Below are 16,575 nucleotides of genomic sequence, written 5' to 3' on the forward strand. Positions count from 1 at the left end.
CGTCCGCGAAGCGCACCCAACCCTCCCATTAGGTGCAATCGCGTTGGGCAGGTCCATTGACCTGCCCTTTCTTTTTGTGCTGCACTCGCATAACCTGTGCTGCAACGCATCATCCTTGGGGAGGGAACCCGGTGTCGGACCAAGAAAAACCGCTGCTTATCAAGCGCTATGCCAGCCGTCGACTATACAATACCGAGACCAGCGATTACGTGACGCTCGAAGATATCGCGGGCTTCATCCGCGACGGGCGAGAAGTGCAGATCATTGATCTGAAAACCGGCGATGACCTGACTCGCCAGTATCTTCTGCAAATCATTGCCGAACATGAAAGCCGGGGTGAAAATGTGCTGCCGGTGAATGTACTGAATGATCTGGTGCGCAGTTACATGCTGCCGGGCGGGGGGGTGATGCCCCAGTTTCTGCAAAGCTCGTTCGAGATGCTGCGTGAAAGCCAAAACAAGATGATGGAAAACATGAGCGCGATGAATCCGATGTCTCAGATGCCGGGTTTTGACGCGTTGCAGGCGCAGCAACAGGCTTTCCTGAAGGCGATGACCAGCGGGCTGTCCAGCGGATGGTCCAGCCCGGAAAAGGAAGAGGACAAGTCCGAACCGAAAGAGGATCTGGACGACATCAAGAAACAGCTGGCCGAGTTGCAGCAAAAACTGTCCAAGCTGAACTGATCCGTTCCGAACAAAGAATCAGGCCCGCATCGTGCGGGCCTTTCTTGTTCAAAGTGCCGCTGTCTTAAGTGCCATAAACCGGCATCGGGCCTGTCACTTCGCCAACCGATGCCAGCAGGATGTCTGCAATCACGTCCAGCTCTTCGCGGGTCAGGCGGACTGGCAGGCGCACGTCACAGGCCTTCATCAGCATGTCGCGCGTCTTGGGCAGGTCGAAAGTTTCCGGAAGGAATTGCCAGTTCCAGAAAGCGCGGGCGTTGTCTTCGCTCAGACCAAAAACCTGAACCTTGACGCCGCGTGCTTCGGACGCTGCGGCAAAGGCGCGGATCTCATGTTCCTGCATTCCGACAAGATTGAACTGGATCGAATCCGGCGCACGCTGCTCGGGGGGCAGGGGGGCGGGAACTTCGATATGAGACGAGGTGTTCAGGCGACCGGCCACGTAATCGTGGTTTGCCAGGCCATCGCGGACACGGCGTGCCAGTTCCGGAAGTTGAGGGCGGATCACGGCGGCGCTGAGGTTGCTTAGGCGAAGGTTGTACAGCGGCAGCTTGTTCTGCCAGCGGGCAAAGGCCTCTTCCAGTTCGGGTGAGTTGTCGCCCTGCGGACCTTTGTGCTTCTTCCAATTGTGTTCATACGCGCCCGACATGATGACGGCACGCGCGACAAGATCTGCATCATTCGTGATCAGGATGCCACCTTCGCCGGCATTGATCATCTTGTAGGATTGGAACGAGAAACATCCGACCTTTCCGATCGTACCGATATTGCGGCCATGCCATGTGGTGCCCAGCGAATGCGCGGCATCCTCGATCACCGGAATGTTTCGTGCGTCGCACAAGGCCATGATCGCATCCATGTCGGATGTATGCCCGCGCATGTGGCTGATGATGACTGCCTGAACGTTGTCCAGCTTGGCCTCGAAATCGGCCATGTCGATGCGATAGTTTTCACCCACTTCGCACAGAACCGGAATGCAGTCGGCGTGGACGACCGACGACGGCACGGCCGCGAAGGTGAAGCCGGGGATCAGAACACGCGCATCGCGGGGCAGGCCCAGTGCTTTGAGCGACAGAAACAGCGCGGCCGAGCAGGACGATACCGCCAAGGCGTATTTCGTGCCCAACAGTTCCGCGAACTCGGCTTCCAGCAGGGCCACCGGGGCATCCTGCGGTGCGGTATAGCGGAACAGGTCACCTGATTGCATCAGGGCCTCGATCGCGTCCTTGGCGGCGGCAGGGATGGGTTCGGCGTCGTGAACGTTGGGGGGCAGCGTCATATTTGGAATTCCCGAATTCTATCTTTGGGAAAGATAAAGATAATCAGGAGGCAATCCAAGCCCCCAATCGCCGGGCAGGCGAAAATTCACCAATCTGTCGCAATTTACGTGGATCAGACCCCAAGCCGGTCGCGCAGTGCGAACCATGTCATGGCCAGCACCAGAAGCGGGCTGCGCAGGGCAGGGCCGCCTGGAAAAGACAGCGCGGGCACCCGTGCCATCGTGTCAAACCCTTCGGCCTGACCCTGAATCGCCATCGCCATGAGTTGTCCGGCATGGGTCGCAGTGCCGACACCGTGACCGGAATATCCCGAAGCCGAAAGAATATTGGGTGCGACACGGGCCAGATACGGCATCCGCCGCATGGTGATGGCCAGCGTTCCGCCCCAGGCATAGTCGATCTTCACATCCCGCAAATGCGGGAAAATCTCGGTCATGGGTTTGCGGACCTTGGCGGCGACATCTGATGGAAAGCGATAGCCATAGCTTTCGCCGCCTCCGAACAAGAGGCGACCATCGGCGCTGAGGCGAAAATAGTTCACCACGAATTTCGTGTCCGCCACCGCAACATCCCGGGTCAAAACCTGGGCGGTGTCCTCTCCAAGGGGTTCGGTGGCCGCAATGAAATTGTTGATGGGCATGACCCTGGCGGCGACGGAACGATTGAGGTCGCCCAGATACCCGTTGCAGGCCAGAATGACGTGCTTGGCCCGAACGTTGCCGTGTGCAGTTCGGATCACAGCCGTCTGGCCCTCGTCAATCCCGGTCACTTCGGTGCTTTCATGGACGCGAACGCCCGCTTTGGCCGCGGCTTGCGCCAATCCCAACGCAAAGTTCAGAGGGTGCAGATGCGCCGCACCCATATCCAGATACCCCCCTTGATAGGCTGGTGACGGGCACAGCGAATGACCCGCGTTTTCGTCCAACAGCTCGATCTGGTCGTATCCGTACCGCTCGGAAAGATGACCGGCGTGGTCATGCAGTTCTTTTTGCTCGGATTTGCTCAGGCCCAGAACGGCGACACCGGGTTTCAGGTCACAGGCGATCTGGTGTTTTGCAATCAGGGATTTGACCAGATCCTTGGCGTCTTCAGCCAGTTCCCAAAGCCTGGCGGCGTCGGCATCGCCTACAAGACGCTCGAGGTCTTCCTGGTCCATCCGCTGCGCGCTGCCCAACTGGCCGCCGTTTCGGCCCGACGCGCCAAAGCCGACGCGGTGCGCTTCAAGCAGCACGACGTCGAACCCGGCTTCGGCCAGATGAAGGGCCGCGGACAGCCCCGTATAGCCGCCACCGACAACGCATACATCCGCCCTGGTGTCTTCTGACAACGCGGGAAAGCGATCCATCGGATGTGCCGTCGCGGCATACCAGCTGTCAGGGTACTCGCCCTTGCGGTCATTGGAATAGAGCAGGTTCACGGAAGGTCTCAGACGTTGATCAGCAGATGTTCACGTTCCCACGGAGAGATGACCTGTAGGAACTCCTCATACTCGGCCCGTTTGACGATGCCGTAAACGCGGGCGAATTCGGGGCCCAGAACCTCGTGCAGGGCGGTGGCTTCGTCGAACAGATCCAGCGCTTCGCCCATGACCTGCGGGATATCGCCCTCGCCTTCATAAGCGTCGCCATAGAACTGACGACGTGGGCGTTCCTGCTCGACCAGGCCAAGATAGCCGCAGGCCAGCGACAACGCGATGCCCAGATACGGGTTGCAATCCATCCCGGCGATTCGGTTCTCGACGCGCCGCGATTCCGGGCCGGACAGGGGCACGCGAATGCCGGTGGTGCGGTTGTCACGGGCCCATTCCAGGTTGATCGGTGCCGCGTGATCCTTCACATAGCGCCGGTAGGAATTCACATAAGGCGCCATGACCGCCAGACCGGAGGGCAGGTGGTTCTGCAAACCGGCGATAAAGTGGTAAAACGCGTCCGTCTCACCCCCTTGAGGACCAGAGAAGATGTTCTGGCCGGTTTCCATGTCGATGATCGAGTGATGGATATGCATGGCCGAGCCCGGCTCTTCCTCGATCGGTTTTGCCATGAAGGTGGCAAAACAATTGTGGCGCAGCGCGGCCTCGCGGATCAGGCGTTTGAAATAGAAGACTTCATCGGCCAGTTTCACCGGATTGCCGTGACGCAGGTTGATTTCCAACTGCCCGGCGCCGCCTTCCTGGGTGATGCCGTCGATCTCGAACCCCTGATGCTCGGCGAAATCATAGATGTCGTCGATCACCGGGCCAAACTCGTCCACGGCCGTCATGGAATAGGCCTGTCGCGCCGCGGCCGGACGGCCGGAACGCCCCATCATGGGTTTGATGCCCTGCGCCGGGTCCACATTGGGGGCAACCAGAAAGAACTCCATCTCTGGTGCAACAACCGGCTTCCATCCCTTGTCATGATAAAGCTGCACAACACGCTTGAGCACGTTGCGCGGGCTGTAGGGGATCGGGTTGTCATCCCGGTCGTAGGCGTCGTGGATCACCTGCAATGTCCAATCCCCCGTCCACGGCGCAGCGGAAGTGGTCGAGAAATCGGGCTTCAGGATCATATCCTTTTCGATGAACCCGTCATCGCCGGCAGCTTCGCCCCAGCCCCCTGTGATGGTCTGGTAGAAGATGCTGTCGGGCAGGTGGAAATAGGATTGCTTTGCGAATTTTGATGCAGGCACCGCCTTGCCGCGCGCAATACCCGGCAGGTCCGAAATGATGCATTCAACTTCGTCCAGTCGTTGCCCATGGAAATATGCCTTTGCGGCTTCCGGCAGTTTATCAGTCCAATCAGCCATCAGGCTCTCTCTTTCTTTAGAAACTCGGCCATGTGGCGCGCAATTTTGGCGTTGTCGTCCGGGGCAGTCTCGCGATTTGCGGCTTCGCGCATCAGGTCTTCGGGTACCACGCCCTTGCCCCGTGTCCGCATCAGGCCTGCCACGAATCCGTTGTTGAATTCCGGGTGGGCCTGAACTGTCCAGATTGTATCCCCATAAGCCAGCATCGCGTTTTTGCAGAAGGCATTCCGGCCCAGAACCCGCGCTTCTTTCGGCAATTCGACAACCTGATCCTGGTGCCAGGCATTCAGCCATAGTCTGTTGCCGTCATATTCGTATTCCGTACGACCTACGGCCCATCCTTTCGAGAATTTCTCGACCTTGCCACCCAGTGCCTGAGCAATGATCTGATGGCCAAAGCAAACGCCGATCAGGGGTTTTCCACTTTCCCAGATCTCGCGCACCAACGCTTCCAGCGGGGCGATCCAGGGAAGGTCCTCGTAAACCCCGTGGCGCGATCCGGTAATGATCCATCCATCCGCATCATCCGCACCATCGGGGAAGGTGCCGTCCACGACGGCGAAGGTCACGAACTCGAACCCGTTGTCACGCAGCAACGCGGGGAAAAGTTCGTTATAATCCCCGAATTCTTCCTGTAGCACTTCGGGGGTGTGGCCGGTTTGTAGGATACCGATTTTCATGTGTCACCAAATTTGATCAAATTAATCCTAGCCGAGACTGGTTGATGCGGCAAGGGGGTCAAACCGTCTCGAGATAGCTCAACCAGTGATCCTCGGGCGGGATGTTCGCAAATCGGGTGATCTCTTGTCGTTTGGTCATGGTCAGATAGCGGATCAGGTCAGCGGGGAACAGCCGGGCCACCAAAGGATCCGTGGAGAACCTGTCAATCGCGCTCGACCAATCCGGCATCAGTTGAGGCAGGTCCGCGATGTCATAGGCGTTCCCCGTAATCGGGGCAGGGGGGATCAAGCCGTCCTCGATGCCGACAAGTGCCGCGCCCAGAACCGCGGTCAACATCAGATACGGGTTTATGTCCCCGCCGGCGACACGGTGTTCGATGCGCCGTGCGGCCGGGGCCCCGCCCGGGATGCGAATGGCAGCGGTTCGGTTTTCATACGCCCAGCAGGCGCCCGTGGGCGCATGTGCACCCGGTATGAGCCGTGTGTAGGAGTTGCCGTGGGGTGCAAATATCAGCGAGCTGCCCGGCATGGCTGCGACACAGCCAGCTACGGCAGACCGCAATATCTCGGTGCCTTCCGGCCCGTTGTTGTCGAACACATTGTGCCCGTTCTGGTCCACCACCGAGAAATGCACATGCATTCCGTTGCCTGCGTCATCGGCATAAGGTTTGGACATGAAGGTGGCCGCAAATCCGTGCCTGCGCGCCAACCCACGCGTCAATGCCTTGAAAAACCACGTATCATCGGCACAGCGCATGGCGTCCTGATGGTTCAGGTTGATCTCGAACTGGCCGATGCCGCTTTCGGAAATCGCCGTCTGCGCGGGGATGCCCATTGCGGCGCAGCCATCGTACAGGTCGGTAAAGAACGCCTCGAACGCGTCCATTTCGGCAACCGACAGAACGGCCTCATCCGCAAGGCGCCGCCCTGTGATCGGATTCACCGGTGGTTGCGGCTGCGCGCCAGAAGCGTCAACGAGTGTGAACTCCAACTCTGTCGCGGCAACAACGGACCAGCCGCGTTGCGCATAGCGGTCGAGTATGGCGGACAGGGCATGCCGCGGGTCGCCCGGGAAGGGCACGCCGTCATCATCATACAGACACATCGGAACCAGCGCTGTTTCCGTATCCAGCCAGGGCACGGGGACCGGGCCGCGTTCGGTCGGGCGCAGCACCCCATCTGCGTCGCCGGTTTCAAAGACCAGCGGGCTTCCTTCGATATCAGCGCCCCACAAGTCTACGTTCAGTGCCGAAAACGGCATTCGCACGGCGCCTTTTCCCAGTTTGTCGGCATAGCCAGGGGGCACGCGTTTGCCACGCATTTGACCGTTCAGGTCACATGCGGCGACGCGAAAATTGTGCAGGGCTCTCAGATCCATTGGGGGCTCCGTCGGTGAAACTCCCCAGTGATTTACTTCAATGGATGTGCTTTGTCACCAAATTTGATCAAATTTTGGCTTGGGTTTTCAAGGAACGCCCCGCGCCGGTATAGACCGGCGCGGAGAGCTGTTTTCAGGCAAAGCTTACGCCATGTTCTTCCATGGGCAATTGCGCCACATGCAAACCTGACAGGGCTTTGATCGCATTGGCCAAAGCCGGTGCTGACGGTGGCGTGCCGGGTTCTCCGACGCCGGTCGGTGCTTCGGCCGATGGCACGATATGCACGTCGATTGCGGCAATATCCCCGATGCGCAGCGGTTCGTAATCCGGGAAGTTGTATTGATCCACCGCCCCACTTGTCAGGGTGATCTGGTCACGCATCACATGGCCAATGCCATAGCCGATGCCGCCTTCCATCTGGGCCCGCACGATATCGGGGTTCACGGCGATACCGCAATCCACGGCACACGTGACCTTTTCAATCCTGATGCCATTTTCCGGATCGCCCGAGATTTCGACCACTTCAGCCGCGTAAGACCCAAAGGACTTGTGAACGGCAATCCCCTGCGACCGGCCCTCTGGCGCATTGCCCCAGTTTGCCTTTTCGGCCGCCAGCTTCAAAACAGCTGCTTTGCGCTGCTGGTCCAGGTTGCTGCTGTCGGAAAGATGGGCCAGACGGAATTCCACCGGATCACGACCGGCGGCCTCGGCCACCAGATCCATCATGGTTTCCATCGTATAGGCGGTGTGGGTGTGCCCGACCGAGCGCCACCACAGAACCGTCGTCGCCTTTGGCGTGTCTGTCAGACCCACCGCCATGCCGGGGATGCTGTAGGGGCTGTCCGAAACGCCTTCGACCGAGCTGTGGTCGATGCCGTCATGAACCAGAACAGCCTCGAACGGGGTGCCCTTGATCACGGATTGGCCGGCAATCTGGTGCTGCCACCCGACGATGTTGCCTTCGGCGTCCAGACCCACACGAACCTTGTGGCCAAAGGCCGGTCGGTAATACCCGCTGCGAATGTCGTCTTCGCGCGTCCAGACCAGTTTCACCGGGCGAGAGCGGTCAGTGACGACAAAGGCCAGGGCGGCCTCGACCTGATAATCCGCATCCGGGGTGGCGCGGCGCCCGAAAGACCCGCCTGCCAGCATGGTTTTGATGTGGATCTTCTCGGCGGGCAGGCCAAAGATTTGCTGGTAGGCCATATGAGGACCCGTCGGCATCTGTGCCCCGTCATGCAGAACGATGTCTCCGTCTGCGGTCTGCTCGATGGTGCAGTTCAGCGGTTCCATCGGGGCATGGGCCAGCAGTGGGAAGTAGAACGTTTTTTCGACGACCTTGTCCGCTCCGTCGATGGCGGCTGCCACAGCGGCAAAATCCGCCTTGTTGACATTATACGTGGGCTCAGCCTCCAGCGCGTCCATGATCTCGGCCTTGATCTGGTCCGAGTTGCGGGTTTCCGCGCCGGACATGTCCCATTCGACCTCAAGCGCATCGCGTGCCTGAATCGCGGCCCAGGTGTTCTCGGCGTACACCGCGACGCCCGCCTGATTGGGCAGAACAGCGGCGCTGATATAGCCTTTGACCTCTTTCGATGCGCTGTCATCAAAGCCCAGCGCGATGCCGCCCTTCGCTTCGGGGCGTTTGATCATGGCGATCATCTGGTTGGGCAGGTGAACGTCCATGGCAAACATCGCCTGGCCGTTGCTTTTGATTGCCGTATCCTTGCGACGCACCGTTTCATTTCCGATCAGACGGAATTCGGACGGGTCCTTCAGGCGTGGCTCTGCCGGAGCGTCCAGTTGCGACGCAGCAGACACAAATTCAGCGATCGGAGCCGACTTGTCGCCTGCCTTCACGATGCCGTCTTCGATGGTGATGCCAGATGAATCCACGCCCCAGCTTTGTGCGGCGGCGTTGATCAGCATTTCGCGCGCGGCAGCACCGGCCTGACGGTATTGCAGCCACGAATTCGCCATCGCGGTCGAACCGCCGGTGCCCTGGAACGGGCCGAACAGCAGGTTGTTGTAGACATTCGGATCCGAGGGGGCGAACTCGTACTCGATCTGATCCATGGTCAGGCCGATTTCTTCGGCAATCAGCGTCGGCAGTCCGGTCGCCGGGCCCTGACCTTTTTCAAAATGTTTGACGATGGCGGTCACGGTGCCATCGGCATCGATCTTCACAAATGGATTGAACTGCGCGGTCTCGGACGAGGCCGCGGCCAGCGCACCGTCCGGACGGGCGCCAACCAGCAGGACGGCACCGGCAGCAGCGGCGCCTTTCAGAAATCCACGGCGAGAGGTGTTGATGGTCATGGATCAGGCCTCCAGAATTTCAGACGCGCGTTGGATGCCGGCGCGGATGCGTTGATAGGTGGCGCAGCGGCAGGCATTGCCGGACATGTACTCGTCAATCTCCTGGACCGACGGCTTCGGGTTCTCGGACAACAGCCCGACAGCCGACATCACCTGACCCGACTGGCAATAGCCGCACTGGACGACATCCAGTTCTACCCAGGCCTGTTGTACGGCAGCACCGATCTTGTCGTCACCGACAGCTTCGATAGTCGTGACTTCGGCGTCTTCGACGTCTTCAATGAATGTCTGACAGGAACGGACGGGCTCACCATTCACGTGCACGGTGCAGGCCCCGCAGGATGCCACGCCGCAGCCGAATTTTGTGCCGGTCAGTTTCAGTTCGTCTCGGATCACCCAGAGAAGAGGCGTTCCGGGTTCGGCATCAACCTCGAGGGTCGTGCCGTTCAGGTTCAATTTAAGAGCCATGATGAGGGGGTCTCCTGTTGGTGCTGGTTTCCGTAACTGGTAAACTCGCAGGTTTACTTATGGCATATGGTTTTGCCTGTGTAAACTCCTGCGTTTACCTAGTGTTTGACCAGGGCACGTCAATAGGTCTATAGCTCTGACATGAACGAATGCAGCGCACAGAATGCGTCCAAGCGCGCACAGATCATCGAAGCTGCCGTGGCCGAGTTCCAGGAAAAGGGCTTTGCCGCGGCCAGTATGGATCGCATTTCAGCAAGGGCCGAAGTGTCCAAGCGTACGCTGTACAAGTACTTTGAAAGTAAAGAAAACCTGTTCCGCTCCATCGTGGTCGAATTGTCCAGCCGCTTTGCTGAAGTGCTGGAAATTCGGTATGAAAAAGGTCGCGATATTCGTACGCAACTGACTGAACTGGCCTGGGCCGAAGGGCGCATTCTGATGCGGCCCGATGTTATCGCGATGGCCCGGATGGTGATCAGCGAAACCTTGCGCAACCCGACGCTTGCGGCGGAAGCGCAGGGCAAGCTGGACAAGACAGCGACATTCATTGCCATGCTCAAAGATGCGGCAGAGGATGGGCAGCTTCGGATCGATGATCCGGAACGGGCCGGGCGCGAATTCATCGGCCTGATCAAGGCGCGCGCCTTCTGGCCACTGCTGTTTACGGGTGGGGCGCTCAGCGAAGCCGAGATGACGGAAACGATCGAAAGCAGTGTCCAGATGGTGATGAGCCGATATGGTGTCTAATCGATAGCAACTCACTGATGATGGTCGCAGTCGGGACGTCGTCAGAGGAATGTGTTAGGGCTTTTCGACTTGATTCGGGTGGGCAAAGCCACTGACAGTCCATCGGATTTCGAAGCATAGCAGGACGGAGGCGTTGCTGTGACATGCAAGGCAACACAGGCTGCGCGTTTAAGCGTGGCACCCATGATGGATTGGACAGACCGCCACTGCCGCTATTTTCATCGGCTCCTCAGCGCGGAAACGTTGCTGTATACCGAGATGGTGACGGCGCCGGCGCTCGTGCGGGGCGGGGCGTTGCATCTGTTGGACTACTCTCCCGAGGAACACCCGGTTGCTTTGCAACTCGGCGGCTCTGACCCGGAAGAACTGGCGCAGGCCGCGAGACTGGGGGCTGAGGCCGGGTATGATGAGATCAATCTGAACTGCGGCTGTCCGTCGGATCGGGTGCAATCCGGCACTTTTGGCGCGGTCTTGATGAAAGACCCGGCCCGCGTTGCCGACTGCGTGACTGCCATGCGCGAAGCGGTGAATGTGGATGTCACCGTTAAATGCCGCATCGGAGTCGATGATCAGGAGCCCGAAGATGTATTGCCCGCGTTTCTTGAGCACATCAGCGCGGCAGGTTGCCAAAGGGTGACAATCCATGCCCGCAAGGCATGGCTGCAAGGGCTGAGCCCAAAGGAAAACCGGGATATCCCACCTTTGAACTATGACCTTGTGCATCGGATGAAGGATGAGTTTTCGGATCTTCACATATCGATCAATGGCGGCATCAACACGCTGGACGAGGCAGCCGCACATCTGGAAGCCGGTCTGGATGGGGTAATGATCGGCCGGGCCGCGTATCATCAGCCGGGCGATGTCCTGTCGGATGCTGACCGACGCATCTTTGGTACCGGAACGACGCGTGATCCGTTCGCGATCGTTCAACATATGGTACCTTATGTGGAACGGCACCTTGCCAATGGCGGGCGTCTGCACCAGATCACGCGTCATATGTTGGGCCTTTTCGCAGGTCGTCCCGGAGCCCGCGCATGGCGGCGCGCCTTGTCGGAAGGGGCTGTGCAGGATGGGGCCGGACCCGAGGTGATGCTGCGGGCGCTGGATCATGTGGCGCCCATGGCAGAAGTTTAAGCGGCAGGGGGAACTATGCCCGAGACGATGTTGCTGGCCCAGATGCTGGGCCTTTTGCTTGCGATCGGAGCGCTGGCCGGCGTGCTTGCCGGATTGCTGGGGGTCGGCGGTGGAATCGTCTTGGTGCCTGCCTTTTTCTATGCGTTTCAAACTCTTGGCTATGGCGGCCCGCAGTTGATGCAGCTGTGTCTGGCCACGTCGCTGGCCACGATCATCGTGACATCGGTCCGATCCGTTCTGGCGCACAATAAAAAGGGTGCGGTGGATTGGGGTATTCTGCGCGGTTGGGGGCCGGGGATCGTCGTCGGTGCGATCATCGGAGTTCTGGTTGCCTCGGCCCTGCGGACCGAAGCCTTGCAGGCGCTGTTCGGCATATTGGGAATGGTGATCGGGGCCTATCTGGGGCTGGGTCGTTCGGAATGGCGGCTGGGTGATGTCATGCCCGGTGGAATAAAGCGGGCCATCCTGTCTCCTGCGGTCGGGTTTCTTTCGGTTCTGATGGGAATCGGCGGCGGCAGTTTTGGTGTGCCGCTGATGAGCCTCTACAACACGCCGATCCATCGTGCCGTCGCAACCGCCGCAGGGTTTGGTGTGATTATCGCCGTGCCCTCGGTCATCGGGTTTTTGTTTCTGGATATCGCACCGGAACACCGGCCTCCGCTGACCATTGGGGCGGTCAATCTGGTGGCCTTCGGTATCGTCGTGGCAATGACGATGATCACCGCGCCCTGGGGGGTGAAGCTGGCCCATGCGATGGATCCGAAACCCTTGAAGCGCGTATTCGCAGTGTTCCTTACGCTGGTGGCGCTCAATATGCTGCGCAAGGCGGTGGGTTTGTGAAGGATTTTGACATCAGGGGGTGGGTGAAATTCCCGTATGATCCAGTGCTTGCGGCCTGGGTGGGACATGCGCTGCCTGCAGCACGGGCCGCGGTATCGGACCCGGCCCATGCTGACTGGCTGGATTGTGACGGGGCGTGGTTCATCGGTGTTGACGCGTTGCCCAATGACGCGCAGGGCAGGGTTGGCCAATCGGGGCCTTTGGCCGGAACCGCCATGTCATTCATTGCAGGGCGTTACGGGCAGTTGCCGCTTCACAAAGGCCAAGTCTCGGTCACGCATCCTGGGTATCCACGCCCGCGTCGGGGGGAAAACGAAGCCGCCGCGCGGTATCGCAGAAATCGGGACGCGGCCCATGTGGACGGTTTGCGCCCGATGGGGCCGGATCGTCGCCGCCGGGTCGATGAACCGCATGCGTGGGTTTTGGGCATACCGCTGACCGAGGCCAGCCCGGATGCGTCGCCCATGGTGTTGTGGGAAGGCAGCCATCATATCCTGGGTGCGGCTTTCAGGCGCGCCCTTGCGGGGACGCCACAAGAGCGCCTGCATGAAGTCGATGTTACGGATATCTACCAATCCGTCCGTCGCGAGGTTTTCGAAACCTGCCCGCGAATCGAATTGCCTGCAAAACCGGGCGAGGCTTACGTGCTGCACCGCCACTGCCTGCACGGGGTTGCCCCCTGGGCGGAAACGGCAAGCGCAGGGCCGGATGGACGGATGATCGCCTATTTCCGCCCGGAATGCGCCGGGGGTGTGGCGGAATGGATCGAATCCACTTAACCTCCTGTCATTGTTTGGCTTTGGAGGTTTTGACCGATGATTACGGTCCATACGAATTCTGATGGTGCGTTGATAGAAGTGGAGTTGTCGGGGCAAGTCACCAGCGCCGACTATGCCGATGTCCTGGTTCCTGCAATCGAAGCAGCGCTGACCGAACATGATTCCGTTCGGCTTTTGGCCATCGTGCAGCCCGAGTTCAAGGGGTATGATTTGGGCGCGGCCTGGTCCGACACCAAGCTGGGGCTCAGCCACTGGCGGGGGTTTGACCGGATCGCGGTTGTTGCCGATCAGGGCTGGGTGCAAACCAGCATCCGATTGGCCGCCCCGATCCTGCCATGCCCCGTTCAGGTCTTTGAACTGGCCGAGCTTGAGGCCGCCCGGCGCTGGATGCGCGAGTCGCTGGGATCCATTCACGTGACCGATCTTGAGGGCCCATGTGTGCAGATCAGCCTTTTGGGAAAACTGGACCCCGAGGAGTACACGCAAGCCGAACGCGACCTGGACGCTTTGTTGCATGATCGATCCGGATTTCGGTTGCTGATCGACCTGCGGGAATTCGACGGCTGGCAGGGGTTGTCCGCTCTTGCAGCACATTTTCGTCTGGCCAGCCGCCACATCGGACAACTGGATCGCGCGGCCATCGTCGGGGACAAAAGCTGGCAGCACATGGCACAACGTGTCGCCAGTCATGTATTGGGCACACGGACTCAGTTCTTTCCGTCCGAGGAAATCGAAAACGCCAAAACTTGGCTGGCTGCCGGGTAAGGATCTGCTCTGCGTGCCAACCTGCATCTTGTGATCTTGCTGCCAACAGGCGGCTTGCGTGCTTTGTTCTCTGGTCAGAACAAAGCACCCTTGAGCATGAATTGACCAAATCTGATTGGCTTATTTCGCGGAACGACACGCACCACATGTCTTGAAACCGGTCTTGATACCGTGCCGGTCAAGAATTGTGACGTAAGGGAACTGGTGGGTTTTTCCGTGGAATTTCTGACCTTAAGGTCAACACGGACCAAAAACCGTGTGTTTTCCCCCTAAATTTGACCGGAAATACCCTTACCTACGCCGTGTCGCTGCGGGCCTCCACTCACGTTGAACAGATGCGTTCATGAGCTGGCCCCTTTTAGGAGCTCGAACTCGGCCCGTGGCGGCACAGTTATTGGAAGCGGGAAGTTTGCGATGACACTTAGGTTATTGATGGAAAGATTTGCGGCACGCAAGACGCCAGTATTCAAGGCGGACAAGACCGGCACGAAGCGCGTCCGACGTGCAGCGAAAAAATACGGGACTGCAAAAACAAGCAGATCCGAAATCGCAGCTCTGTTCGAGTCAGAGCTGCGCGGGCAAGATACAAACAGGTCGGCCCGCGACGAATCCGATGACCACAGGGATACGTCCCCAAAGCAGGCTGGCTGACTTCAGGAACCGTTTATGCGCGCTGCACGCCCGCCTCGGCGTTTGCTGAGGCGCGGCTTTCTGGTTGGTAGATCTTCCATGATTTCGGCGCGTTCGCTGCTGTCCATCTTGGACCAACGGGTGATTTCGTCAATCGTGCGATAGCAGCCGGTACAGATGCGTTCAGTCGGGTGAACGACACAAATCTGGACACAAGGGCTTTCGACCTCATTCCTTTTCCAAACCATATTCGTCATCACTGGTCTCCGACCCGTTACAAAAAGCGCAGCCTGTCCAGCGCCCCTTGCAAAATATAGCTGGCCGCAACGTGATCAATAACCTGTCCGCGACGTTTTCGTGTCGTATCCGCCTCAAGTAGTGCTTTTTCTGCCGCAACGGTACTGAGCCGTTCGTCCCAAAACCCGATGGGCAGATCGGTCAGGCGGGACAAATTGCGCGCAAATGCCCGCGTTGACTGGCATCTTGGCCCTTCGCTGCCATCCATGTTCTTGGGCAGGCCCAGCAAGATGCCCCCGATCTCGCGATCGGTGACAATTTCGATCAGGCGCGCGGAATCGAGCGTGAATTTCTTGCGCCGTACCGTTTCCAGCGGGCTGGCGACACCGCGCATCCGGTCGGACACGGCGACGCCGATTGTCTTTTCCCCAAGGTCCAGCCCCATCAGGGCACTCATCGGTTGCAAGGCTGCTGCAAATTCTTCGATAGCGTCATGGATCATTGAGCGATCCCGGCTTGAAGGGCCGCCGCATCGATGATCTGCAACGCCTCTGAATCGCCGGCAAAGACTTCCATGGCCTCATCGCGAATATCGATGGCGCGCTGACCCTGGCCAAGAACGCCCAAGGCCGCGATCAGGCGGGCCCATTCCTCGGGGGATCCGCCCTCTGCCGCCAGCCGATCAGACAGCTGGTCCACCATGCCCTGAATCATCTGCTGCCGCTCTTCGGGGCTCAGCTCTGCGGCGGCGGCCATGTCTTCCTGGCTGGGGCCGGGTGCGGTGCTCAAATCCGGTGCATTGAAAACGCCGGCCCGAAAGGCGAGTTCGTCGATCTGAGCCCGAATTGCTTCGGCCCAGGGCGCACCTGCGGGGGAATCCTGCAACGTTTCGACCCACATGCGATAGGCAAGGTCCGGCCGCCCGATCTGGGCCAGCATCTGCCCCCAATAATAGCGCGCCGGGCCGTGACGGGGGTCACGGTTCAGCGCTTCGATCAGCGCCTGTTCCGCTTCGGGTGAGACATACCCACCTGCGGCCAGAATCATCATTTCAGCCAGGTCCGCATAGGTATCAGCCGTGGCGCTGTCTTCGGACAGCTCGATCACCTTTTGCTGCGCGGTGTACCCATCCTTGAAGTTGCCCGCATTCGTCTCGTGTTGCGCCAGCAACATCTGACCCTGCAAATCGTCCGGCCGGCTCGCAACGGTTTCGCGCAACTGCTTCAGCAGGTTGGCATAGCTTTCTTCCAGCTGCGCAGGTCGAGGTGGGGTCGCCAGTTCTTCCGCGGCGCTTTGGGATGGCCGGTTGGCGCGCACTTCCTTGGCCAGTTCAAGCCGTGCGGTCAGCGGCATGTCAGGCAAACCCACGGCCCCGGTGCGATGATACATCGCCAACGCTCCACCGATCAGAAGCAACGAGATTGCCAGGATCGACAACGCCGAAACCGCACGAGATGGCCCGGCGCCGGCACCCTCTTTCTTCATTTGGTCATCTGCGGCCAGAATGCGACGGGAAATTTCCGTGCGCACCCGTTCGGCGTCGGCCTCGCCAATGACACCGCGCGCCAGATCCCGGTCCACACCGGCCAACTGTTCGCGATAAACCCGCAGATCGTATGCCGCCGCGGGTTCATCCCCACGGCGTTTGCGCAGCAGGGTAAAGCTGAGAAAAGCTGCGATCAGCAGCGCGACAAGAAAAATCAGAACCCAGAACGTCATGGTCCCTCCGAGGATGCTGCCCTGACTTAGACCTGTGAGGCGTCCGACAAAAGGGACAAATGGCCGCGAATGAGCGACATGTCGCAATAGTGCGATATTGCGGCGTTGCACGGCAGGGTTAAAATGCCGTCACA

At 59.4% G+C, this 16,575-nt stretch carries 16 protein-coding genes; 6 read left to right on the plus strand and 10 right to left on the minus strand.

Annotation, left to right across the window (positions count from 1 at the left end; translation table 11 throughout):
- The first annotated feature begins 131 nt into the window (after positions 1-131).
- Positions 132-683 carry a polyhydroxyalkanoate synthesis repressor PhaR gene (phaR, locus tag GS605_RS02865; RefSeq protein WP_171631294.1) on the plus strand — a complete coding sequence of 184 codons (552 nt, stop codon included), beginning with the start codon at positions 132-134 and terminating at the stop codon, positions 681-683.
- 64 nt (positions 684-747) lie between these two features.
- Here the strand turns inward: phaR and GS605_RS02870 are convergent, their stop codons facing one another.
- The 7 genes from GS605_RS02870 to GS605_RS02900 all read right to left on the minus strand — a co-directional run bounded on the left by GS605_RS02870 (position 748) and on the right by GS605_RS02900 (position 9,593).
- The gene (locus GS605_RS02870) at positions 748-1,962 is read right to left on the minus strand and encodes a DegT/DnrJ/EryC1/StrS aminotransferase family protein (RefSeq protein WP_171722999.1); all 1,215 of its coding nucleotides are present in this window, start codon (positions 1,960-1,962) and stop codon (positions 748-750) included.
- 113 nt (positions 1,963-2,075) lie between these two features.
- The gene (locus GS605_RS02875; protein WP_171723000.1) at positions 2,076-3,380 is read right to left on the minus strand and encodes an FAD-dependent oxidoreductase; all 1,305 of its coding nucleotides are present in this window, start codon (positions 3,378-3,380) and stop codon (positions 2,076-2,078) included.
- 8 nt (positions 3,381-3,388) lie between these two features.
- Positions 3,389-4,747 carry a glutamine synthetase family protein gene (locus GS605_RS02880; RefSeq protein WP_171631301.1) on the minus strand — a complete coding sequence of 453 codons (1,359 nt, stop codon included), beginning with the start codon at positions 4,745-4,747 and terminating at the stop codon, positions 3,389-3,391.
- Complete coding sequence (locus tag GS605_RS02885) at positions 4,747-5,427, minus strand: type 1 glutamine amidotransferase (RefSeq protein ID WP_171723001.1); 681 nt, start codon at positions 5,425-5,427, stop codon at positions 4,747-4,749. Before GS605_RS02885 ends, GS605_RS02880 begins: the two co-directional genes overlap by 1 nt.
- Before the next feature lie 58 nt (positions 5,428-5,485).
- Positions 5,486-6,805: a glutamine synthetase family protein gene (locus tag GS605_RS02890; protein ID WP_171631306.1), complete on the minus strand. Its 1,320-nt coding sequence runs from the start codon at positions 6,803-6,805 to the stop codon at positions 5,486-5,488.
- A 133-nt stretch (positions 6,806-6,938) separates the two neighbouring features.
- Entirely contained in the window at positions 6,939-9,125 is a 2,187-nt protein-coding gene (locus tag GS605_RS02895) for a xanthine dehydrogenase family protein molybdopterin-binding subunit (RefSeq protein ID WP_171723002.1), read from the minus strand.
- Positions 9,126-9,128: 3 nt separating this feature from the next.
- Entirely contained in the window at positions 9,129-9,593 is a 465-nt protein-coding gene (locus GS605_RS02900; RefSeq protein WP_171631310.1) for a (2Fe-2S)-binding protein, read from the minus strand.
- 141 nt (positions 9,594-9,734) lie between these two features.
- Here GS605_RS02900 and GS605_RS02905 point away from each other — a divergent pair, with 141 nt between their 5' ends.
- From GS605_RS02905 to GS605_RS02925, 5 genes are all read left to right on the plus strand, one after another.
- Positions 9,735-10,337: a TetR/AcrR family transcriptional regulator gene (locus tag GS605_RS02905; protein WP_171723003.1), complete on the plus strand. Its 603-nt coding sequence runs from the start codon at positions 9,735-9,737 to the stop codon at positions 10,335-10,337.
- 138 nt (positions 10,338-10,475) lie between these two features.
- Positions 10,476-11,471, plus strand: coding sequence for a tRNA dihydrouridine(20/20a) synthase DusA (dusA, locus tag GS605_RS02910; protein ID WP_371807723.1), 996 nt, complete (start codon positions 10,476-10,478; stop codon positions 11,469-11,471).
- A gap of 15 nt (positions 11,472-11,486) precedes the next feature.
- The gene (locus GS605_RS02915) at positions 11,487-12,311 is read left to right on the plus strand and encodes a sulfite exporter TauE/SafE family protein (protein WP_171723005.1); all 825 of its coding nucleotides are present in this window, start codon (positions 11,487-11,489) and stop codon (positions 12,309-12,311) included.
- Between the two features lie 23 nt (positions 12,312-12,334).
- Positions 12,335-13,090 carry a hypothetical protein gene (locus tag GS605_RS02920; protein WP_371807724.1) on the plus strand — a complete coding sequence of 252 codons (756 nt, stop codon included), beginning with the start codon at positions 12,335-12,337 and terminating at the stop codon, positions 13,088-13,090.
- Positions 13,091-13,126: 36 nt separating this feature from the next.
- Positions 13,127-13,855, plus strand: a complete 729-nt coding sequence (locus GS605_RS02925; RefSeq protein WP_171723007.1) for an STAS/SEC14 domain-containing protein — start codon at positions 13,127-13,129, stop codon at positions 13,853-13,855.
- Between the two features lie 653 nt (positions 13,856-14,508).
- Here GS605_RS02925 and GS605_RS02930 read toward each other — a convergent pair.
- From GS605_RS02930 to ccmI, 3 genes are read right to left on the minus strand one after another with little or no spacing between them, the layout of a single operon-like run.
- Positions 14,509-14,742, minus strand: coding sequence for a DUF1289 domain-containing protein (locus GS605_RS02930; RefSeq protein ID WP_152458393.1), 234 nt, complete (start codon positions 14,740-14,742; stop codon positions 14,509-14,511).
- 17 nt (positions 14,743-14,759) lie between these two features.
- Positions 14,760-15,224 (minus strand): Holliday junction resolvase RuvX, encoded by a 465-nt coding sequence (gene ruvX, locus GS605_RS02935; RefSeq protein WP_171631328.1) that lies wholly within the window; start codon positions 15,222-15,224, stop codon positions 14,760-14,762.
- Positions 15,221-16,441, minus strand: coding sequence for a c-type cytochrome biogenesis protein CcmI (gene ccmI, locus GS605_RS02940; protein WP_171723008.1), 1,221 nt, complete (start codon positions 16,439-16,441; stop codon positions 15,221-15,223). The genes ruvX and ccmI overlap by 4 nt, the downstream gene beginning before the upstream one ends.
- Between the last annotated feature and the right edge of the window lie 134 nt (positions 16,442-16,575).

The sequence above is a fragment of the Ruegeria sp. HKCCD7559 genome (assembly GCF_013110575.1).
In the GTDB taxonomy this organism is placed as follows: Bacteria; Pseudomonadota; Alphaproteobacteria; order Rhodobacterales; family Rhodobacteraceae; genus Ruegeria.

Excerpts from the sequence above, each read along its gene's own strand:
- ccmI (WP_171723008.1), bottom strand. The coding sequence starts at position 16,441 with ATGACGTTCTGGGTTCTGATTTTTCTTGTCGCGCTGCTGATCGCAGCT.
- GS605_RS02930 (WP_152458393.1), bottom strand. The coding sequence starts at position 14,742 with ATGACGAATATGGTTTGGAAAAGGAATGAGGTCGAAAGCCCTTGTGTC.
- GS605_RS02885 (WP_171723001.1), bottom strand. The coding sequence starts at position 5,427 with ATGAAAATCGGTATCCTACAAACCGGCCACACCCCCGAAGTGCTACAG.
- GS605_RS02870 (WP_171722999.1), bottom strand. The coding sequence starts at position 1,962 with ATGACGCTGCCCCCCAACGTTCACGACGCCGAACCCATCCCTGCCGCC.
- ruvX (WP_171631328.1), bottom strand. The coding sequence starts at position 15,224 with ATGATCCATGACGCTATCGAAGAATTTGCAGCAGCCTTGCAACCGATG.
- GS605_RS02915 (WP_171723005.1), top strand. The coding sequence starts at position 11,487 with ATGCCCGAGACGATGTTGCTGGCCCAGATGCTGGGCCTTTTGCTTGCG.
- GS605_RS02895 (WP_171723002.1), bottom strand. The coding sequence starts at position 9,125 with ATGACCATCAACACCTCTCGCCGTGGATTTCTGAAAGGCGCCGCTGCT.
- GS605_RS02890 (WP_171631306.1), bottom strand. The coding sequence starts at position 6,805 with ATGGATCTGAGAGCCCTGCACAATTTTCGCGTCGCCGCATGTGACCTG.
- GS605_RS02925 (WP_171723007.1), top strand. The coding sequence starts at position 13,127 with ATGATTACGGTCCATACGAATTCTGATGGTGCGTTGATAGAAGTGGAG.
- GS605_RS02905 (WP_171723003.1), top strand. The coding sequence starts at position 9,735 with ATGAACGAATGCAGCGCACAGAATGCGTCCAAGCGCGCACAGATCATC.
- GS605_RS02880 (WP_171631301.1), bottom strand. The coding sequence starts at position 4,747 with ATGGCTGATTGGACTGATAAACTGCCGGAAGCCGCAAAGGCATATTTC.
- GS605_RS02900 (WP_171631310.1), bottom strand. The coding sequence starts at position 9,593 with ATGGCTCTTAAATTGAACCTGAACGGCACGACCCTCGAGGTTGATGCC.